The organism is Rhizobium binxianense, assembly GCF_028994275.1.
GTDB classification, from domain to species: domain Bacteria; phylum Pseudomonadota; class Alphaproteobacteria; order Rhizobiales; family Rhizobiaceae; genus Rhizobium; species Rhizobium binxianense.
This window is the reverse complement of the sequence record NZ_CP118713.1, coordinates 548,879-566,064: the sequence shown is the minus strand read 5'-3', so window position 1 is coordinate 566,064 and position 17,186 is coordinate 548,879. Positions and strand designations below refer to the sequence as shown.

The window sequence follows — 17,186 nt, the reverse complement described above, 5'->3', positions numbered from 1 at the left end:
AGACCTCCCCAAAGGGACAACCCGCAGCGGGGTCCTGCCATCAAAATGCGCCACCACATGTTGCGTCGTCAGGAAAGAAACTCGGCGGACGCCAAACGGCAGCCCCTCCCCCTTGCGGGGAGGGGTTGGTGAAGGGTCTTAACTAGCGCCGACCGGACGCAAAATCGCTCCCGCAATTTTGGTGGAATTGCTTACCGCTGGTTCCACTGGCGGATGACTGGTTCGGTCAGGTCGTGCTCGTAGCCGAGCACGCTGATGCTTGTGGTATCGAGCGAGAAATGCGCGCCGCCTTCCGGCGGCAGGCCGAGCCAGCGGGCGGCGAGCACCCGCAGGAAATGTGAGCTGGAGAAGATCAGGATGGTGCTTGCCGCCTCGCGAAGCGCATGGATGACGGCGTCGGCGCGGGCGCCGACATCGGCGGCGAACTCGCCATTCGGGCAGCCGTCGCGAAAGAGCTGCCAGCCGGGGCGGCCGGCCAAGATTTCCTTGGTGGTGATGCCCTCATAGGCGCCGTAGTCCCATTCGGCGAGATCGTCCCTGATGACCGCGCCCGGTCCGAAGCCGGCGAGCGCGCAGGTCCGGCGGGCGCGAGCGGACGGGCTCGACCAGACGGCGGAGAAAGTCAGGCCCGCAAGCCGTTCGGAGAGCTTGCCGGCGGCAGCCTCGCCATTTGCCGTCAACGGAATATCGGTTCGCCCGGTATGGCGCCCGGAACGGCTCCACTCGGTTTCACCGTGCCGGACGAGATAGATCTCGGGAAACGCACTGCTCATCGGCATGCCCTTTCATTATGGCCGGCACAAGCGCTGTCGCTCAGAAAATTACCTTTTCGAGCGGCGCGCGCCTCGCCTCGAATTCCTTCAGCTTCGTCTCGTTGCGCGCGATGTAATTGCGATTGTCGGGAACGGCGAACTGGTTCTTGGCGATCTGGATCTGCAGGATGAAGAGCTCGTCCCAGCGGAAGCCCATTTCGGAACCCGCCAGATAGAATTCCCACATGCGGAAGAACTGTTCGTCGTAAAGCGCCACGGCTTCGGCCTTGCGCGCCACGAAACGCTCGCGCCAATGGCGCAGCGTATAGGCATAATGCATCGGCAGGATTTCGACATCCTTGACCAAGAGCCCCGCCTTTTCGAGCGGCGGCAAGACCTCGCCGACGGAAGGAATGTAGCCGCCGGGGAAAATATACTTCTCGATGAAGGCGTTGGTGCCGAAGCTCGGCTTCGGGCGGCCGATCGAATGCAGCACCATGACACCGTTATCGTCGAGGAGATCCGATACCTTGCGGAAGAAGTTGGCGTAATTGCCGATACCCACATGTTCGAACATGCCGACCGAGACGATGCGGTCGAACTTCTTGCCCGTCATGCTGCGATAATCCTGCAGCTCGAAACGCACGCGGTCGGCAAGGCCGCGCTTTTCGGCGCGGGCGCGGGAGACCTTGAGCTGTTCTTCGCTGAGCGTAATGCCGGTGAAATCGGCTCCATCAGTCGCTTCCGTCAGGTACATGCCCATGCCGCCCCAGCCCGAGCCGATCTCCAGGATACGCTGGTTGGGCTGAAGCAGAAGCTTGGCGGCGATATGGCGTTTCTTGGCGAGCTGCGCCTCATCGAGACTGATGCCCGGCGGCTCGAAATAGGCGCACGAATATTGCCAGTCCTCGTCGAGGAAAAGATCGAAGAGCTTGGCCGACAGGTCATAATGATGGGCGACGTTGTGCTTGTTGCGATTGACCGGCACGCGGCTCTTCAGCTGCTGCCAGGCAATGCGGCCCAGGAGCAGTGCCGCCATCTTGAAATCGAAGATCTCGTTGGTGGTGTTCTGCTTCACCAGCGACAGGAAATCGTAAATGTTGCCCTGTTCGAGAATGAAGCGGCCCTGCATGTACATTTCGCCGAGCTTCATCGTCGGGTCGCGGCGAATGGCGTCCTCGGCCTCCTGATCGGCAAGGCGGGCGACAACGGTTTCACCCGTGCCGTCGCCGATCAAGTGGGTCTCGCCATTGGCAAGGGTAAGTTTCAACGAACCCTTGCGGATGATTTGCTGGACGATCGAAAGGAAAGCTGACGCCACGGACGCCTCGCAAATGTGACAGGATGGTCACATCAACTTAGTAGCTCTCTTTCGCCTTACAAGCGCCGGATTTAGCACTCTTGAAATAACGCGGGCAAACTGTTGCATTTTTGCCAAAATGCCGGCTAAGCCCTTATTTTCGCTTCATGGCTTCGGCAAGGGCTGCGCCGAAAGCGCCCTGGCTCTCCGGTTTGGCGGCGGCCGGCCGGCGCTCGTTCTGCGCCCGGGAGCCCTGGTTGCCGCGAGAATCACCCCGCGGCGGCGGTGCAGCAGAACCGTCATCGCGCTTCATCGACAGAGCGATGCGCTTGCGCTTGGCATCGACTTCGACCACTCGCACCTTGACGACATCACCCGCCTTGACGACCTCGTGCGGATCCTTGACGAAGCGATCGGCAAGCTGGGACACATGCACCAGACCATCCTGGTGCACGCCGATATCGACGAAGGCGCCGAAGGCGGCGACATTGGTCACCGTGCCTTCCAGCATCATGCCGGGCTTCAGGTCGGAAATTTCGTTGACGCCCTCGGCGAAGGTCGCAGTCTTGAAGCTCGGACGCGGGTCGCGGCCGGGTTTTTCCAGCTCGGCGATGATGTCCCTGACCGTCGGCAGACCGAATTTCTCGTCGATGAACTGACGCGGATCGACCGATTTCAGGACGGCGCTGTCGCCCATCAGCGCGCGCAGATCACGGCCGCAGGCAGCGACGATCTTCTTGGCGACGCCATAGGCTTCCGGGTGGACCGAGGAGGCATCGAGCGGCTCCTTGCCGTTGGGGATGCGCAGGAAGCCGGCGCATTGTTCGAAGGTGCGGCCGCCGAGGCGGGCGACCTTCAAAAGATCCCGCCGGGTCTCGAAACGGCCTTCGCTGTCGCGGTGACGGACGATGGCGTCGGCAATCGACGGGCCGAGGCCGGAAACGCGAGACAGCAGCGGCGCAGACGCGGTGTTGAGATCGACACCGACGGCATTCACCGCATCTTCGACCACGGCATCGAGCGAACGCGACAGCTTCTGCTGGTCGACGTCGTGCTGATACTGGCCGACGCCGATCGACTTCGGCTCGATCTTGACGAGTTCGGCCAAGGGATCCTGCAGGCGCCGCGCGATGGAGACGGCGCCGCGTAGCGACACATCGAGATCGGGAAATTCGGCCGCTGCAGTCGCCGAGGCGGAATAGACCGAGGCGCCGGCTTCCGACACGATGACCTTGGTCGGCTTCGGCGCCGGCAATTCGGCCAGCATGTCGGCCACCAGCTTTTCGGTTTCGCGGCTGCCGGTGCCGTTGCCGATCGAGATCAGTTCGACATTGTGCTTGCGGATCAGCGATGCGAGCTCGACCTGGGCGCCGCGCACGTCGTTGCGCGGCTGGAAGGGATAGACGGTCGATGTCGCCACCACCTTGCCGGTGCCGTCGACGACGGCGACCTTGACGCCGGTGCGGATGCCTGGATCGAGACCCATCGTCGCGCGCGAGCCGGCGGGTGCTGCGAGCAGCAGATCCTTGAGATTGCGGGCGAAGACATGGATCGCTTCCTCTTCGGCCCTTTCGCGCAGTTCCCGCATCAGGTCGAGCGACAGCGACATGGAGAGCTTCACTCGCCAGGTCCAGCTTGCAACCTCCATCAGCCAGCGGTCGCCGGGACGGCTCGTCCCGATCTCATAGGCGGCCGCGATCATGCGTTCGACCGGCTTGTTCGGCGAGGCGGTCTCGGCGTCGGCCTCGATCGTCAGCGTCAGCACCTCCTCGTTCCAGCCGCGCAGCATGGCGAGCGCGCGGTGGCCGGGGGCGGTCGCCCAGCGTTCGGAATGGTCGAAATAGTCGGAGAACTTCTCGCCCGTCGCCTGCTTGCCGTCGACGACCCGGGCCTTTAGCAGCGAAGCCTGGCGCATATGGGCGCGCAATCTGCCGAGCAGGTCGGCATTTTCGGCAAAACCTTCGGCGACAATGTCGCGCGCGCCTTCGAGCGCCGTCTTCACATCCGGCACATCTGCCGTGATGAAGCCTTCGGCCAGCACCGCCGGCCCCCGGCCGCGCTCAGTGAGGATCGCCTCGGCGAGCGGGCCGAGGCCGCGTTCACGGGCGATTTCGGCGCGCGTGCGGCGCTTCGGCTTGTAGGGCAGATAGAGATCCTCGAGCTCGGCCTTGGTTTCGGCGCCCGAGACCTTGGTCATCAGCTCGTCGGTCATCTTGCCCTGGCCGGTGATCGATTCGACGATCGCGTCGCGCCGGGCTTCGAGCTCGCGCAGATAGACCAGCCGCTCGGCGAGATTGCGCAGCTGCGTATCATCCAACCCGCCCGTCACCTCTTTGCGATAGCGCGCGATGAAGGGCACGGTGGCGCCCTCGTCGAGCAGCTCGATGGCGGCTTTGGCCTGGTCGGGCCGGGCGTTGATTTCGGCGGAGATGCGGGCTGCGAGGAAACGGAGGTCTGCGGCCATGGGATTTCCTATGTCGACGAAAGTTGCGGGACCATAGCGGCGAAAAGCGGCAAGGCAATGTTGGAGTTTACAGGCAAGCGGCGATCCACAGGATAAGCATGCCGGAAAGGCGGCGATTTTGCGGTTGTGCAGATGCGCCATTCTTTGCTAGCAGAAGCAACGTTTTGACCCGGCGCCCATGCCATCCCTCCCCTGTCTCGGGAGGCAAGGAAATTCGACATGCCAAACCTTCTTCTCGAACTCCGCTCCGAAGAGATTCCGGCCCGCATGCAGCGCAAGGCTGCCGGCGACCTGAAGAAGCTCGTCACCGATGCGCTTGTCGAAGCGGGCCTGTCCTACGAGGGCGCGCGCGAATACTGGACGCCGCGGCGGCTGGCGCTCGATATTCACGGCCTGACGGCACGCTCGGCCGATGTGCGCGAGGAGCGCAAGGGGCCGCGCACCGATGCCAACGAGAAGGCGATCGAAGGTTTTCTGCGCGGCGCGGGCTTGTCCTCGGTCTCCGAGGCGCAGGTGGTGAGCGATCCGAAGAAGGGCGATTTCTACGTCGCGGTCATCTCCAAGCCCGGCCGTGCGACCGAAGAGATCGTCACCGATGTCATGCCCGGCATCATCCGCGATTTTCCCTGGCCGAAATCGATGCGCTGGGGCAAGGCTTCCTCCAGGCCCGGCGCGCTGCGCTGGGTGCGGCCGCTGCAGTCGATCGTCTGCACCTTCGGTCCGGAGCATGAAGAAACCACCGTCATCCCCTTCGAGATCGACGGCATCACCGCTTCCAACATCACCTATGGTCACCGTTTCCATGCGCCCGAGGCGATCACCGTCCGGCGCTTCGACGATTATGCGGCGAACCTGGAAAAGGCGAAGGTCATCCTCGATGCCGAGCGGCGCAAGGACATCATCCTGCACGACGCCCGCGACATCGCCTTTGCCAATGGGCTGGAGCTGGTGGAAGACGAAGGCCTGCTGGAGGAAGTCTCCGGCCTCGTCGAATGGCCGCAGGTGCTGATGGGCTCTTTCGAGGAGGATTATCTCTCCATTCCCTCGGAAATCATCCGGCTGACGATCAAGACCAACCAGAAGTGCTTCGTGACGCGGCCACAGAGCGGCGAAGCGCTGTCGAACAAGTTCATCCTCGTCTCCAATATCCAGGCAAGCGACGGCGGCAAGGAAATCGTCCACGGCAATGGCAAGGTGGTGCGGGCAAGGCTTTCCGACGCGCTGCATTTCTGGAAGCGCGACCAGGGCAACCTGCCGGATCTCGAAACGCTCACGGCTTCGGCGGCAAAGTTCGGCCTCGACCTGAACAAGCCGCTCGACCAGCGCATGGCCAAGCTGGATGCGCTCGACGTCACCTTCCATGCCAAGCTCGGCACGCAGGGCGTACGCGTCGCCCGCATCCGGGCGCTTGCAAAGGAGCTAGCAAAGATCACCGGCGCCGACGCGGCTCTGGTCGATCGCGCTGCCGTGCTCGCCAAGGCCGATCTTCGTACGGAAGCGGTCGGCGAATTCCCGGAACTGCAGGGCCTGATGGGCCGCAAATATGCGGCACTGCAGGGCGAGGATGCTTCCGTTGCCGCCGCGGTGGAGGATCACTACAAGCCGCAGGGGCCGTCGGACCGCGTGCCTGAGGACAAGGTGGCGATCACCGTCGCGCTTGCCGACAAGCTCGATACGCTGATCGGCTTCTGGGCGATCGATGAAAAGCCCACGGGGTCGAAGGACCCGTTCGCGTTGCGGCGTGCGGCCCTCGGTGTCGTCAGGATCCTCTTGGAGCGAAGAATCCGCCTGCCGCTGCTGGCGACGACCAGGGATATCGATCTCCTCTCCTTCTTCCACGACCGCCTCAAGGTCTATCTGCGCGACCAGGGCGCCCGCCACGATCTCATCGACGCGGTGCTGACGGCGGATGCCGACGACCTGTTGATGGTGGCGCGCCGCGTCGAAGCGCTGACGGCCTTCATCACCTCGGAAGACGGCAAGAATCTGCTCGCCGGCACCAAGCGGGCGACGCAGTTGCTCGCCGCCGAGGAAAAGAAGGGCACCGTGATCGCCGACGGCGTTTCGCAAGCGCTTCTGAAGCTCGATGCCGAGAAGGAATTGTTCGCCGCGATCTCCAGCGCCTCGAAGGATGCGTCGGACGCCGTCGCCGGCGAGGATTTCCGCTCGGCGATGGAAGCGCTTTCCAAGCTGCGCGGCCCGGTCGACCGCTTCTTCGAAGACGTGCTCGTCAACGACGAGGACGCCGCCATCCGCGCCAACCGTCTCGCCCTGCTGCGGTTGATCCGCGAGGCGACGGGAACGGTTGCGGATTTCTCGAAGATTTCGGGGTGATATTCGGCTTCGGCCGGATGGCGCTGCATTTTCGTCGGAGCTTGCCCCATCCGGCTGCCGCCCCCCTTCTCCCCGCTCGCGGGCAAAGGCGGATGGGCGCGACCTCTCTATTCCTCGCTCACCTCTCGCAGGTTAGGGTGAGGGGCAGCCATCGGCGCAAACCGTAGCCGTGAGCTTGACCTGAGCATCCATAAGCAAGCAGTTCCGGTGCTGTCCAGCGTGAGGAATTGTTGAAACGGCGGCATCGACAAACGGCACGGCCGCCGGAGAACCGACGGCCGCTGAGAATTTGGTGATAAACGCCTTTGGCGCCTCGCCGTTTTTGTCTTTACGCAATTCCTGACGGAAAACCGCTTCGCACTTTTCCTGGAGTTGCTTTAAGCGGCGCGGCGACCCTGATGCGCAGCCGGGGCAGCACCTTCGCCGCTGACGCGGAAGCCGCGGATGAGGTCGATCAGCTCGTCGGTGTCGCTGGCCAGCGTTTCGGCCGATGCCGTCGTCTCCTCGGCCATGGCGGCGTTCTGCTGGGTGGCGGCGTCGAGCTGGTTCATCGAGGAGGAAATCGAGCGCAGCGTCGTATCCTGCTCGGAAGCGCTGTGGGCGATCTTGGCGACGATTTCGTTGGCGGCCTTGATCTGGTCGGAGATACGCTTCAGCGCCTCGCCGGCCTCGCCGACCAGGCGGACGCCATGGTCGACCTGGCTGGAGGAGCGGGCGATCTGGTCCTTGATCTCCTTGGCCGCAGCAGCCGAGCGCTGGGCAAGTTCGCGCACTTCCTGGGCGACGACGGCAAAACCCTTGCCGGATTCACCGGCACGGGCCGCCTCGACGCCGGCATTCAGCGCCAGCAGGTTGGTCTGGAAGGCGATCTCGTCGATGACGCCGATGATCTTGGTGATCTCCGACGACGACTTCTCGATACCGCTCATCGCCTCGATCGCCTGGGTGACGATCGCATCGCTATGGTTGGCTTCGGTGCTGACCGAGTGGACGCGCTTGCTCGCCTCATGGGCGCCATCGGCCGTCTGACGGACGGCGACGGTGAGCTCGTCGAGAGCAGCCGAAGTCTCTTCCAGGCTGGCGGCCTGGCGCTCGGTGCGCTGCGACAGCTCGTTGGAGGCGCGGCGGATCTCTTCCTTGCTGGTGCCGATGTCGGTGCCCTTGGCGCTGACCTTGGCCATGGCGGCTTCGAGATGCGACAGCGCATCGTTGAAGTTTTCGCGCAGGGCGGCGTATTTCTGGCCGAGATCGGCGCAGCGGACGGTGAGGTCGCCGCGTGCGATCATCTCCAACGCCTGGCCGATCGTCGCCACCACACGCGCCTGCAGCGCTGTTTCATCCTGCTGCTGGCGCAGATTGTTCTCCCGCTCGTTTTCCAGCGCCAGCTGCTGGGCCGCCTCGCGATCCGACATAGCATGGCGTTCCCGGATCTTTTCCTGCAGCGACTGCGTCGCCTTTGCCATCATGCCGACTTCATTGTTCATGCCGATATGCGGGATGGCGATGGAAACGTCCTCTTCGGCGACGGCCTTCAGGGCGGCATGGACGTTGTTGAGAGGTCCCGATATGCCGCGGATCACGACGTAGGCCGCTGCCATGGCAAGGAAGAACAGGACGATGCTGCCGGAGAGCGCAGTGAGGATGGTGCTGTTTATCTGAGCATCGAGATCGTCCATGTAGACCCCGGTGACGACAACGACTTTCCATGGGTCGAAGGCCTGGCCATAGGCCGTCTTGCGGTAATCACCGGCCGGCTGGCCCGGTTTACTGGTGGAATAAAATTCGACGAGGCCGCCGCCCTGCTGCCCGAGCTTGACCAGCTCTTCGCGGTAGAGCTTGCCTTTGCTGTCGGCCTGACCCTTGAGGTTCTGCCCGACTTTCGCCGCATCGTAGTGGAACATCATCTGGACGTCGTAGCTATAGCCGAAGAAATAGCCGTCGGGATCGTATTTCATCCCGTTGACGGTGGCGTAGGCCTGCTTCTGGGCATCCTCGAGCGTCATTTCGCCCGCGGTTACCTTGGCCTGGTAAAGCTTGAGAACGGACACCGCCGATTGAACCTCGGCGCGGAGCATGTCGTAGCGCTCCTTATAGATCGCATCGACCGAGGAGCGGATCTGCAGGGACGTGGCGATCGCAAAAGCAATCATCAGGCCGACGACCAGCAGTATGAGCTGCTTCGATATCTTCAAATTTTTCATGACGCCTCGCAACGGGAATGGTGGGCTGCATTCCGGTGCGGTTTTCTACCGCCTGTGCGAGCGCGCCAAACAAGGCCGCGCGTCTACCGCTGCTAAAACAAACATGCTGCGACCGGGTAAGTTACAATTGATGCCCACCCTATAAAAAAGCTTTAACTTTATTAAAAGCGATGCAGATTTCCCTAAAAATCAAGGGGTCAAGTTATACAGCGCAGCGTCGGATTTCATCCGATGATCGCAAGATCGCTCGTGTTGGAAATTTCAGCTTGCCCAGCCCTATCAAAACAGGAATGCACCCCCGCTGCTCATCGAGGGTGCATTCGGCCCACCTGCGGTGGACCCCCAAACGATCGAAACCTTGATCAGGCGGGGGCAGGGAACTTTTTAGAAACGCAGCTTGAATTCGGAAACGTTGAGGGTTGCCGGCTGTTCAGTCATGCCAGCTGCAACAGGCTTGACGTCGCCGCCGATGACGGCCGCGGTCTGGGCGTTCATGTCGATGCCGTCAGCCGGCGGGGCGGACGGTGCTGCCGCAACCATCGCTTCCGGGGTCGCCTTGCTGACGAAGACGACGGGCGAGCCGCCCATCCAGCCTTCGGTGCGGTAGATCTTCTTTTCGCCGCCGACATCACGGATTTCACTCGCCTGGAGGACGCCGGGCTTCAGTTCCGGCACCGTATAGTCCTTTTTGGTCAGCTCGGCCTGGAGCGGCGGGCAATCGGCACAGCTTTCGGTGACGATGCTGCCTTCAGCGCGCGGAGCAGTCTTGCCGACCACCTCTATCGAGGACGCCATTGCTGAGCCTGCCATCAGCAGGATTGCCGCACCGAGGAAAATCTGACGCATCAACGCACCTCCGTCTTACCGTAGGGGCGGTATAACGGAGCTTTGTTTCCATCCCGTCAGGGGAAAGGGTAAAAATTTAAAGAATGCGGTGGTTTATACCGTATCTCAGGCTTTTTCGCGCTCGATTGCCCGCCAGCCGATGTCGCGCCGGCAGAAGCCGTTTTCCCATCTCACCTTGTCGAGCAGCGCGTAGGCGCGGTCCTTGGCCGCGGCCACCGTGCCGCCCGTGGCGGTGACGTTGAGCACACGGCCGCCGGTCGCGACCAGCACGCCGTCCTTCAGAGCCGTGCCGGCATGAAACACCTTCTCGCCCTCGCCCGCATCCGGCAGGGAAAGGATCGGCGTGTTCTTCTCGTAGGCGGCGGGATAACACTTGGAGGCCATGACCACCGTCAGGGCCGGATCGTCGTTCCATTCTGCGGTTACCTGATCGAGCGTGCCGTTGGCGGTGGCAAGCAGCAGCGGCAGCAGATCGCTCTTCAACCGCATCATCATCACCTGGCATTCGGGATCGCCGAAGCGGACATTGTATTCGATCAGCTCCGGCCCCTTTTCGGTGATCATCAGCCCGGCGAAAAACACGCCGGAGAAGGGATGACCGCTCTCGGCCATGCCGCGCATCGTCGGCTCGATGATCTCCTTCATGGTACGCTCGACCATCTCGGCAGTCATCACGGGCGCCGGCGAATAGGCGCCCATGCCGCCGGTATTGACGCCGGTATCGCCCTCGCCCACCCGCTTGTGGTCCTGGGCGGTTGCGAGCGGCAGCACATGTTTTCCATCGCAGAGGCAGAAGAAGCTCGCCTCCTCGCCGTCGAGATAGGCTTCGACGACGACTTCGGCGCCGGCGGCGCCAAAGGCGCCCTCGAAGCAGTCGTCGACCGCGGCCAAGGCTTCATCCAGCGTCATCGCCACCGTCACGCCCTTGCCGGCGGCAAGGCCATCGGCCTTGACGACGATCGGCGCGCCTTGAGCGCGGATATAGGCCTTGGCCTTCGGCGCATTGTTGAAACGCTGATAGGCGCCTGTGGGAATGCCGTAACGGGCGCAGATATCCTTGGTGAAGCCCTTGGAGCCTTCGAGCTGGGCGGCAGCAGCGGAAGGACCGAAAACCACAAGACCATCGGCGCGCAGCCGGTCGGCGAGGCCGGCAACCAGCGGCGCTTCCGGGCCGACGACGACGAAATCGATCGCCTTGTCCTTGCAGAAGGCGGCGACCGCCTCGTGATCCTCGATGTCGATGGGCACGAGGACGGCGTGTTCGCCAATGCCGGGATTGCCGGGCGCGGCGTAGAATTCGCTCATCAACGGCGATTGCGCCAGCTTCCAGGCGAGCGCATGCTCACGTCCGCCCGATCCGATCAACAGAACCTTCATGCGCAACCCTTTCCTTTTGCCCCTGGCGGTTAAGGGCCAAGGGCTAAAAGGTCAAGCGGGAAAGCTTACCAGCCGCCGCCTCCCCCGCCTCCGCCGCCGCCGCCCGACGAGCCGCCGCCGGAAAAACCGGAGGATGAGCTCGACGGCGGCGGTGCCGGAATCGTCGACGCGATGGTCGAGGCCATCGACGAGGAAAAGCCGCCGATACGATCGGAAAAGCTGCCGCTGTTGAAATTGCCGGAATACCAGGCGGGCGTATAGGCCGCAGCCGCACCGGCGGCAGCGGCCGCAAGCCAGGTTTCGAAGGTGCGCGACCACGGCTTTTCGACGCCGAGCGCCACCGCATAGGGCAACAGCGTCTCGAAATGCTGCGGCGACATTTGTGGGGCGCCTGCCGTGTTCATCCGATCCTTCTCGGCCAGCGTCAGATATTGGCGCAAGCCGTCTATGCCATCCATCATCTTGGCGCCGAGCGGGGTCGGTGCGCCCATGATGAAGAAATAGAGGATGTTGAGCAGTACTATGCCGCCGACGGCAAAGAGCATCGGCGTTTCATGCAGTTCCACCAGCGACGAGGCAAGCGCCAGGACCACGGTCGCCAGGATGCTGATGCCGACGAAAACGCCGATCGCCGTGGCAATGATGGCGATAATCTTGCCGAACAGCGACCTGCCGCGATGCAGCGACCTGACGAAGCCGGCGACGAACACCGCGACAAAGACCGAGATGCCGATCGGGATCAGCATCAGCGCGATGGTGTCGGGCTGCAGCGACCCAAAGACGAACAGCGCCACCAGGGCGGCGGCGCTGAGCGCAATGCCGCCCGTGGTATAACCGAGGTTGGAATTGTAATATTTGCCGCGGTGCTCTTTCTCGATCGCCGAGCGGAAAGCCTGTCCAACGGACTTCACCCGCTCGCCATTGGCCTTGTCGATCGTCAGCGTCTTGCCGGCGCCGCCAGCGGCCTTCAGCAGTTCGATCTCGCCGGCCTGGAATTTCTCTTTGCCGAGCGCCTTGCCGGTGCCGCGGATGACAATCGAATTCTTCAGATCTTCGAGCTTGACGTAACCGCGAACCGCAAGATTGAGCGCGGTGGCGGAAAGGGCGGTCCAGCCCTCGCCGGAAAAGCCCTTGTTGTCGATGTAGTTGACCAGTGCCGGCGAAATGCCGTCAGGCGCGTCCCAGCGTGGCACGACGACGCCGCGGGCAGGATCGCGGCCGACCTTCAGCCATGATCTGAGATAATAGGCGAAAACCAGGATCAGGCCGCCGAAGCCGATGAAATAATCGCGGTTGTCCTTCAGCCACCATGTGCTTTCCATATCCGTGCTCGGCGGATCGATCGAGCCCTTCGGCATGCGGATCGCGAAAGTCAGACCTTCGTTAGGACCGAGAGGCGCGGTGGTGGAAAAAACGATGCCGGCGCCGGCCTCGCTGGCGCGGGCGTTCTTTCCAGTTGCGCCCTGCCGGCCGGTGAAGAAGGTCGTCTCGGTGGCAGTGACACCCGGCGGCAGCGTCACCGTCGCCGTCGCCGAGCGGATCGGGAAGATCCAGCCATTACCGGTGACGTTCCAATAGAGCTCGTCATGATCGTCGAAATAGCGGATCTGGCGGTTGGTTCTGTAGGTGAAGACGTAGCGATGACGGCCCGGCGTCACCGTCACATCGGCAGAACCGGCATAAATGCGGATGCCGCCCGAGATCGATTCCGTATGCCAAGGCTCGTCAGCACCGTTGCGCTGGACCGACACCATATCGAAATCGACGCTGCGGCGGCGGCCTGAGGCATCGGTGAAATAGAGCGGGAAGTCACGGAAGATGCCGTGGTTGATCCGGTTGCCCTCGGCATTGACGGTGATTGTTTCCGTCACCGTCATCGCACCGCTTTTTTCGAGCGCGATGTCGGAGGCGAAACTGTCGATCACCTCGGCGGCAAAGGCAGCCGGAGCGGCAAGCATCAACAGCAGTGCAAAACACAATCCGAAAAGCCGACGCCCCATCCCAGTCTCCCCGCCGGCAGCCTCGGCTGCGTGTTTTCCGTCAATCGTTGTCCTGATATGTCACGCCGAGGGCGGCGAGTGTGCGCCAATAGGCCGGGAAGGTTTTGCCGACGCAATCGGGATCGAGAATGGTGATGCCGTCGATCTTCAGGCCGGCGAGCGCGAAACTCATGGCGATGCGGTGATCGGCGAAGCTGTCGATCTCGGCCGGCAGGCGTTTGCCCGCAAGGGCTGGATCGGAGCTCACGATCAGATCGTCGCCCTCTTCGCGGGCAAGCCCCGAAACGATGCGGTTGAGGCCGGTGGACAGCGCCCGGATGCGGTCACATTCCTTGACGCGCAGGTTGGCGATGCCGACGAAGCGAACCGGCGTCTGGTTGAAGGCGGCAAGCACGGCAAGGGTCGGAACGGCATCCTGCATCTGCGAGCCGTCGATCTCTGCCGGCAGATGCGGGAATTTGGCGATGATGTCATAGGCGCGCGCATCCGGCTGCGAGAAGGTATCGGAGGGAACACCGAGATCGATCGCGCCGCCGGTGAGAACCTCGGCAGCCCAGAGATAGGTCGCGGCCGAGGCATCCGGCTCGACGATGAAATCGGCGGCGCGATAGCCGGTCGGCTCGACGCGCCAGGTGACCGGGCTGGACTTCTCGACCTTGGCGCCGAAAGCCTTCATCGCCGCCGTGGTCAGATCGATATAGCCGAGCGCGCCGATATCCTCGCCGACGAGTTCGATGTCGACCGGCCGGTCGCCGCCGGCCGCCATCATCAGCAGCGCCGAAACATACTGGCTGGACAGGCCACCATCGATGCGGATGCGATCGGCCTGGAAGCGGCCGGTGCCCTTGACGGTGACCGGCGGGCAGCCGGTCTCGGCGGTGACGTCGATGCCGAGCGTGCGCATCGCCTCGACCAGCGGGCCGATCGGGCGCTTGCGCATATGTTCGTCGCCATCGACGATGACGGTGCCGTCGACCAGAGCCGCAGCCGCCGTCAGGAAGCGCGTCGCCGTGCCGGCATTGCCGAGGAAGAGCGGAGCCTTCGGTGGCTTGAGCCCGCCGCTGCCGGTGACGACGAAGGTGGTGTCATCGGGCTCGTCGATCGAAACCCCCATGGCACGCAGCGCATCAGCCATATACCGCGTATCGTCGCTCTTCAGCGCACCCGTCAACCGGCTCGTGCCTTTGGCAAGGCCTGCCAGCAGCAGTGCGCGGTTGGTGATGGACTTGGAGCCCGGCGGCATGGCGCGACCCGAAAGCGGCTTGCCCGGCGGGATGATTGTGAGTTTGTCTGTGCTTTTCATGCTATGTCTTCCGTCCATGAGACGACCCTTGCCGGCCGCAAATCTGCCCTTGCTCTTAATCTCTTTCTCGCAAAGGCAAAATGCCGGATCGTCAGAATTTCACGCTGGGGACGGCGCGGTCGGCCTCGTTGGTGATTTCGAAATATTCGCGCTTGGCAAAACCGAACTGGCCGGCGACGAGATTGGAGGGGAAGCTTTCGACCTTGACGTTCAGGTCGCGGGCGGCGCCATTGTAATAACGCCGCGCCATCTGCAATTCGCCTTCCATGGTTTCGAGCGAGGCCTGGAGCTCGGCAAAGTTCTGGTTGGCCTTGAGATCGGGATAGGCTTCGGCGAGCGCGATGACCCGGCCGAGCGCCTGGCCGAGCAGGCCTTCCGCCTGCGCCCTGCCCGCAACATCGCCTGATGGCACCGCCTGCGCCTTGTTGCGGAGCGAAACCACCTCTTCGAGCGTGGTCTTTTCATGGGCGGCATAACCCTTGACCGTCTCGATCAGGTTCGGGATCAGATCGGCGCGGCGCTTGAGCTGGACGTCGATGCCCGACCAGGCCTCTTCCGCCATCTGCCGCGCGCGAACCAGGCCGTTGTAAATGAAGACGACATAGAGCGCGATGACAACGATAACAGCGAGTATCACATACATGCAGATGAACTCCCCCGATTTGATGATCGCACGTTAGTGATTCGGCATAGCAAAGTCATCGTCGCGCAGTCATTCTTCGGCCGATTTCACGAAGACTTTGAAAATACCTTTGGTCGAAGAGCTTATCCGCCAGTCGGGAGCATAGGCATCCATCCTTTCGCTCTCTCGCCAGACATTGAAGCGTTCCGTCCAGCAACGCTCGACGTCAAGCGCAACAGCGAACGGCAGATGGTGCTCGTAGCACTCGGTCGACATTGCCGGGCCATCAATCTCGCCCCGCAAATAACGGTCCAAACTCAGCACGTTATCGCGGATCTCGCGCTGCTTCGGCGTTGGCACGCGCAGCGTTGCCGCGACGACGATGATGCCCGCAATATCCAGCAAGATCGCCACCAGATATGGCTGCTGCTCGCTGATCACCTCGGTGGTCCCAATGTAGTAAAGCGAAAGAATCATCAGCACCGGAAGACCGAGACATACTCCCAATACCTGCCTGAAGTCCGCGAGGCTTGGGCGCTCCTCTGGGCGCAGCAACGCCGAGACGGCACCCAAAGACGTCAGCAATATGCCGCAGATGGCTGCCGAAAAAATCAAAAGGCCCGAGAAATAGGCGACAGCAATGCCAAGAGTCAGAATGGAGAAAATAGCTCGCGAAATCCACCGATCTTTGCCTCTGAGCTTCTGATATTCCGCAACGACTGTCTTGTGCAATTCATCTTCGAGGCCATACCAGGCATATAGAACCCTGCGCCTGTCATCGACAGGCCGCTCTCTTTCAATCCGCTCAAATACCAGACGTGTTGCATCGGGAAGGCTATACCATCTGGCGCCGGTCACCTTGCGTTTCCCGCGCGCTTGCTTGGCAGACAAATCCGAAGCCTCGGCATCTTCGCCAAAGCCGGAAATGCGAAACTTTCGCTTCACTGCGAGATGGCAGACAGACGCCGTAAAAGCTGCCATTGCCGCACCCGCCTTCCAGTTTCGGAACAGATAGGCGGCGAGCGCCGGGGATATGCCCTCCGTCGTTTTGCTATCGAGGCCTGTCAAAGCTGGAGGCGAGCGCCGGCCGAGCGACAATCTCAACGCTACAAACAGACTGACGATCAGCGGCCCTAAAATGCTTATGAATGCGAGAAAGTGGTCGGAGAGCCACCAGCGCACGAGCTTGTCGCTCGTCCCACTCAGGAACGTTCCTCGGGGATAGTCGATCTCGATGTCCGGCAGAACCCGGTCTCCCTTCCCTGCTGCAATGGACACCAGGATCTCGTTCGGTGCGTTCTGTGTGATCTCGTAGGCCGGCGGGTCAAGATGCGAACGGCGCAGCACTCCGCCCGGCGGGATCGTTAGAGTTACGATCTTTCTCGCACCCTGGCCGTGAATGCGCCCCATATAGGCCGGGAGGAAAAGCACCTGACGATCGCCCTCCTCACGGACCAGGCGCCCCAGGCGGTAAGCGATCTCTATGTTGCCGGGGCCGGGGGGCAGGTCGGCACGACAGTTCTTGCAGTGCCATTCGCCAATATAGATCGAATAGCCCGGCACGTTGTTTTCTTTGAAGTAATGTTCGTCACCACCGTCACGCTGGGCGGTTACCAGATTGAAATCCCGCCAGTGAGCACCGCCTGACGCATCCGTGAAACGTTGAGGTATATCGACGTAAACGCCGCCGTAATTTTCCGCTTTCTTGACGGAGATGTCGAAGCGTTCCGAAACCAAGGCAGTGCCGTCGAGGGACACGTTGACCGCGCTTTTTGCCGACTGGACAGTAAACTCCTTGTCAAAATCGCTACACGAGGTCAGGAAGACCAACATTGCGCATGACATGAGCCATGAGAAAATTCGCGGCATCCCGCCTGCGAAGCTCATGAATAGGATTTTGAAATAAAGAATACCGCGCTTCAAAAGACAGACCGAATCTATACCTGATCGAAACACCCGATAAGATAGTCATCGAGCGGCTCGCGTA

General features: G+C 62.1%; 11 protein-coding genes. 1 reads left to right on the top strand and 10 read right to left on the bottom strand.

Annotated elements, in window-relative coordinates:
* Positions 1-191 precede the first annotated feature (191 nt).
* The 3 genes from PO860_RS02735 to PO860_RS02725 form a co-directional block, all read right to left on the bottom strand.
* Entirely contained in the window at positions 192-773 is a 582-nt protein-coding gene (locus PO860_RS02735) for a histidine phosphatase family protein (RefSeq protein ID WP_275038094.1), read from the bottom strand.
* Between the two features lie 40 nt (positions 774-813).
* Positions 814-2,073: a cyclopropane fatty acid synthase gene (locus PO860_RS02730; RefSeq protein ID WP_273883436.1), complete on the bottom strand. Its 1,260-nt coding sequence runs from the start codon at positions 2,071-2,073 to the stop codon at positions 814-816.
* 133 nt (positions 2,074-2,206) lie between these two features.
* A complete protein-coding gene (locus tag PO860_RS02725; RefSeq protein WP_275038093.1) occupies positions 2,207-4,516 on the bottom strand; it encodes a Tex family protein in 2,310 nt (769 codons plus the stop codon).
* A 219-nt stretch (positions 4,517-4,735) separates the two neighbouring features.
* Between PO860_RS02725 and glyS the strand changes: the two genes are divergently transcribed.
* Positions 4,736-6,850 (top strand): glycine--tRNA ligase subunit beta, encoded by a 2,115-nt coding sequence (gene glyS / locus PO860_RS02720; RefSeq protein ID WP_275038092.1) that lies wholly within the window; start codon positions 4,736-4,738, stop codon positions 6,848-6,850.
* A 377-nt stretch (positions 6,851-7,227) separates the two neighbouring features.
* Here the strand turns inward: glyS and PO860_RS02715 are convergent, their stop codons facing one another.
* The 7 genes from PO860_RS02715 to PO860_RS02685 form a co-directional block, all read right to left on the bottom strand.
* Positions 7,228-9,051: a methyl-accepting chemotaxis protein gene (locus PO860_RS02715; RefSeq protein WP_183605886.1), complete on the bottom strand. Its 1,824-nt coding sequence runs from the start codon at positions 9,049-9,051 to the stop codon at positions 7,228-7,230.
* Between the two features lie 384 nt (positions 9,052-9,435).
* The gene (locus PO860_RS02710; protein WP_183605885.1) at positions 9,436-9,897 is read right to left on the bottom strand and encodes a plant virulence effector HPE1-like domain-containing protein; all 462 of its coding nucleotides are present in this window, start codon (positions 9,895-9,897) and stop codon (positions 9,436-9,438) included.
* Between the two features lie 105 nt (positions 9,898-10,002).
* Positions 10,003-11,274 carry a phosphoribosylamine--glycine ligase gene (gene purD, locus PO860_RS02705; RefSeq protein WP_275038091.1) on the bottom strand — a complete coding sequence of 424 codons (1,272 nt, stop codon included), beginning with the start codon at positions 11,272-11,274 and terminating at the stop codon, positions 10,003-10,005.
* 65 nt (positions 11,275-11,339) lie between these two features.
* Entirely contained in the window at positions 11,340-13,274 is a 1,935-nt protein-coding gene (locus PO860_RS02700) for a DUF2207 domain-containing protein (protein ID WP_275038090.1), read from the bottom strand.
* Between the two features lie 40 nt (positions 13,275-13,314).
* Positions 13,315-14,577 (bottom strand): 3-phosphoshikimate 1-carboxyvinyltransferase, encoded by a 1,263-nt coding sequence (locus tag PO860_RS02695; RefSeq protein ID WP_275038089.1) that lies wholly within the window; start codon positions 14,575-14,577, stop codon positions 13,315-13,317.
* 91 nt (positions 14,578-14,668) lie between these two features.
* Positions 14,669-15,220, bottom strand: coding sequence for a LemA family protein (locus PO860_RS02690; RefSeq protein ID WP_275038088.1), 552 nt, complete (start codon positions 15,218-15,220; stop codon positions 14,669-14,671).
* A 69-nt stretch (positions 15,221-15,289) separates the two neighbouring features.
* Positions 15,290-17,068 carry a DUF2207 family protein gene (locus PO860_RS02685; protein WP_275038350.1) on the bottom strand — a complete coding sequence of 593 codons (1,779 nt, stop codon included), beginning with the start codon at positions 17,066-17,068 and terminating at the stop codon, positions 15,290-15,292.
* Positions 17,069-17,186 lie beyond the last annotated feature (118 nt).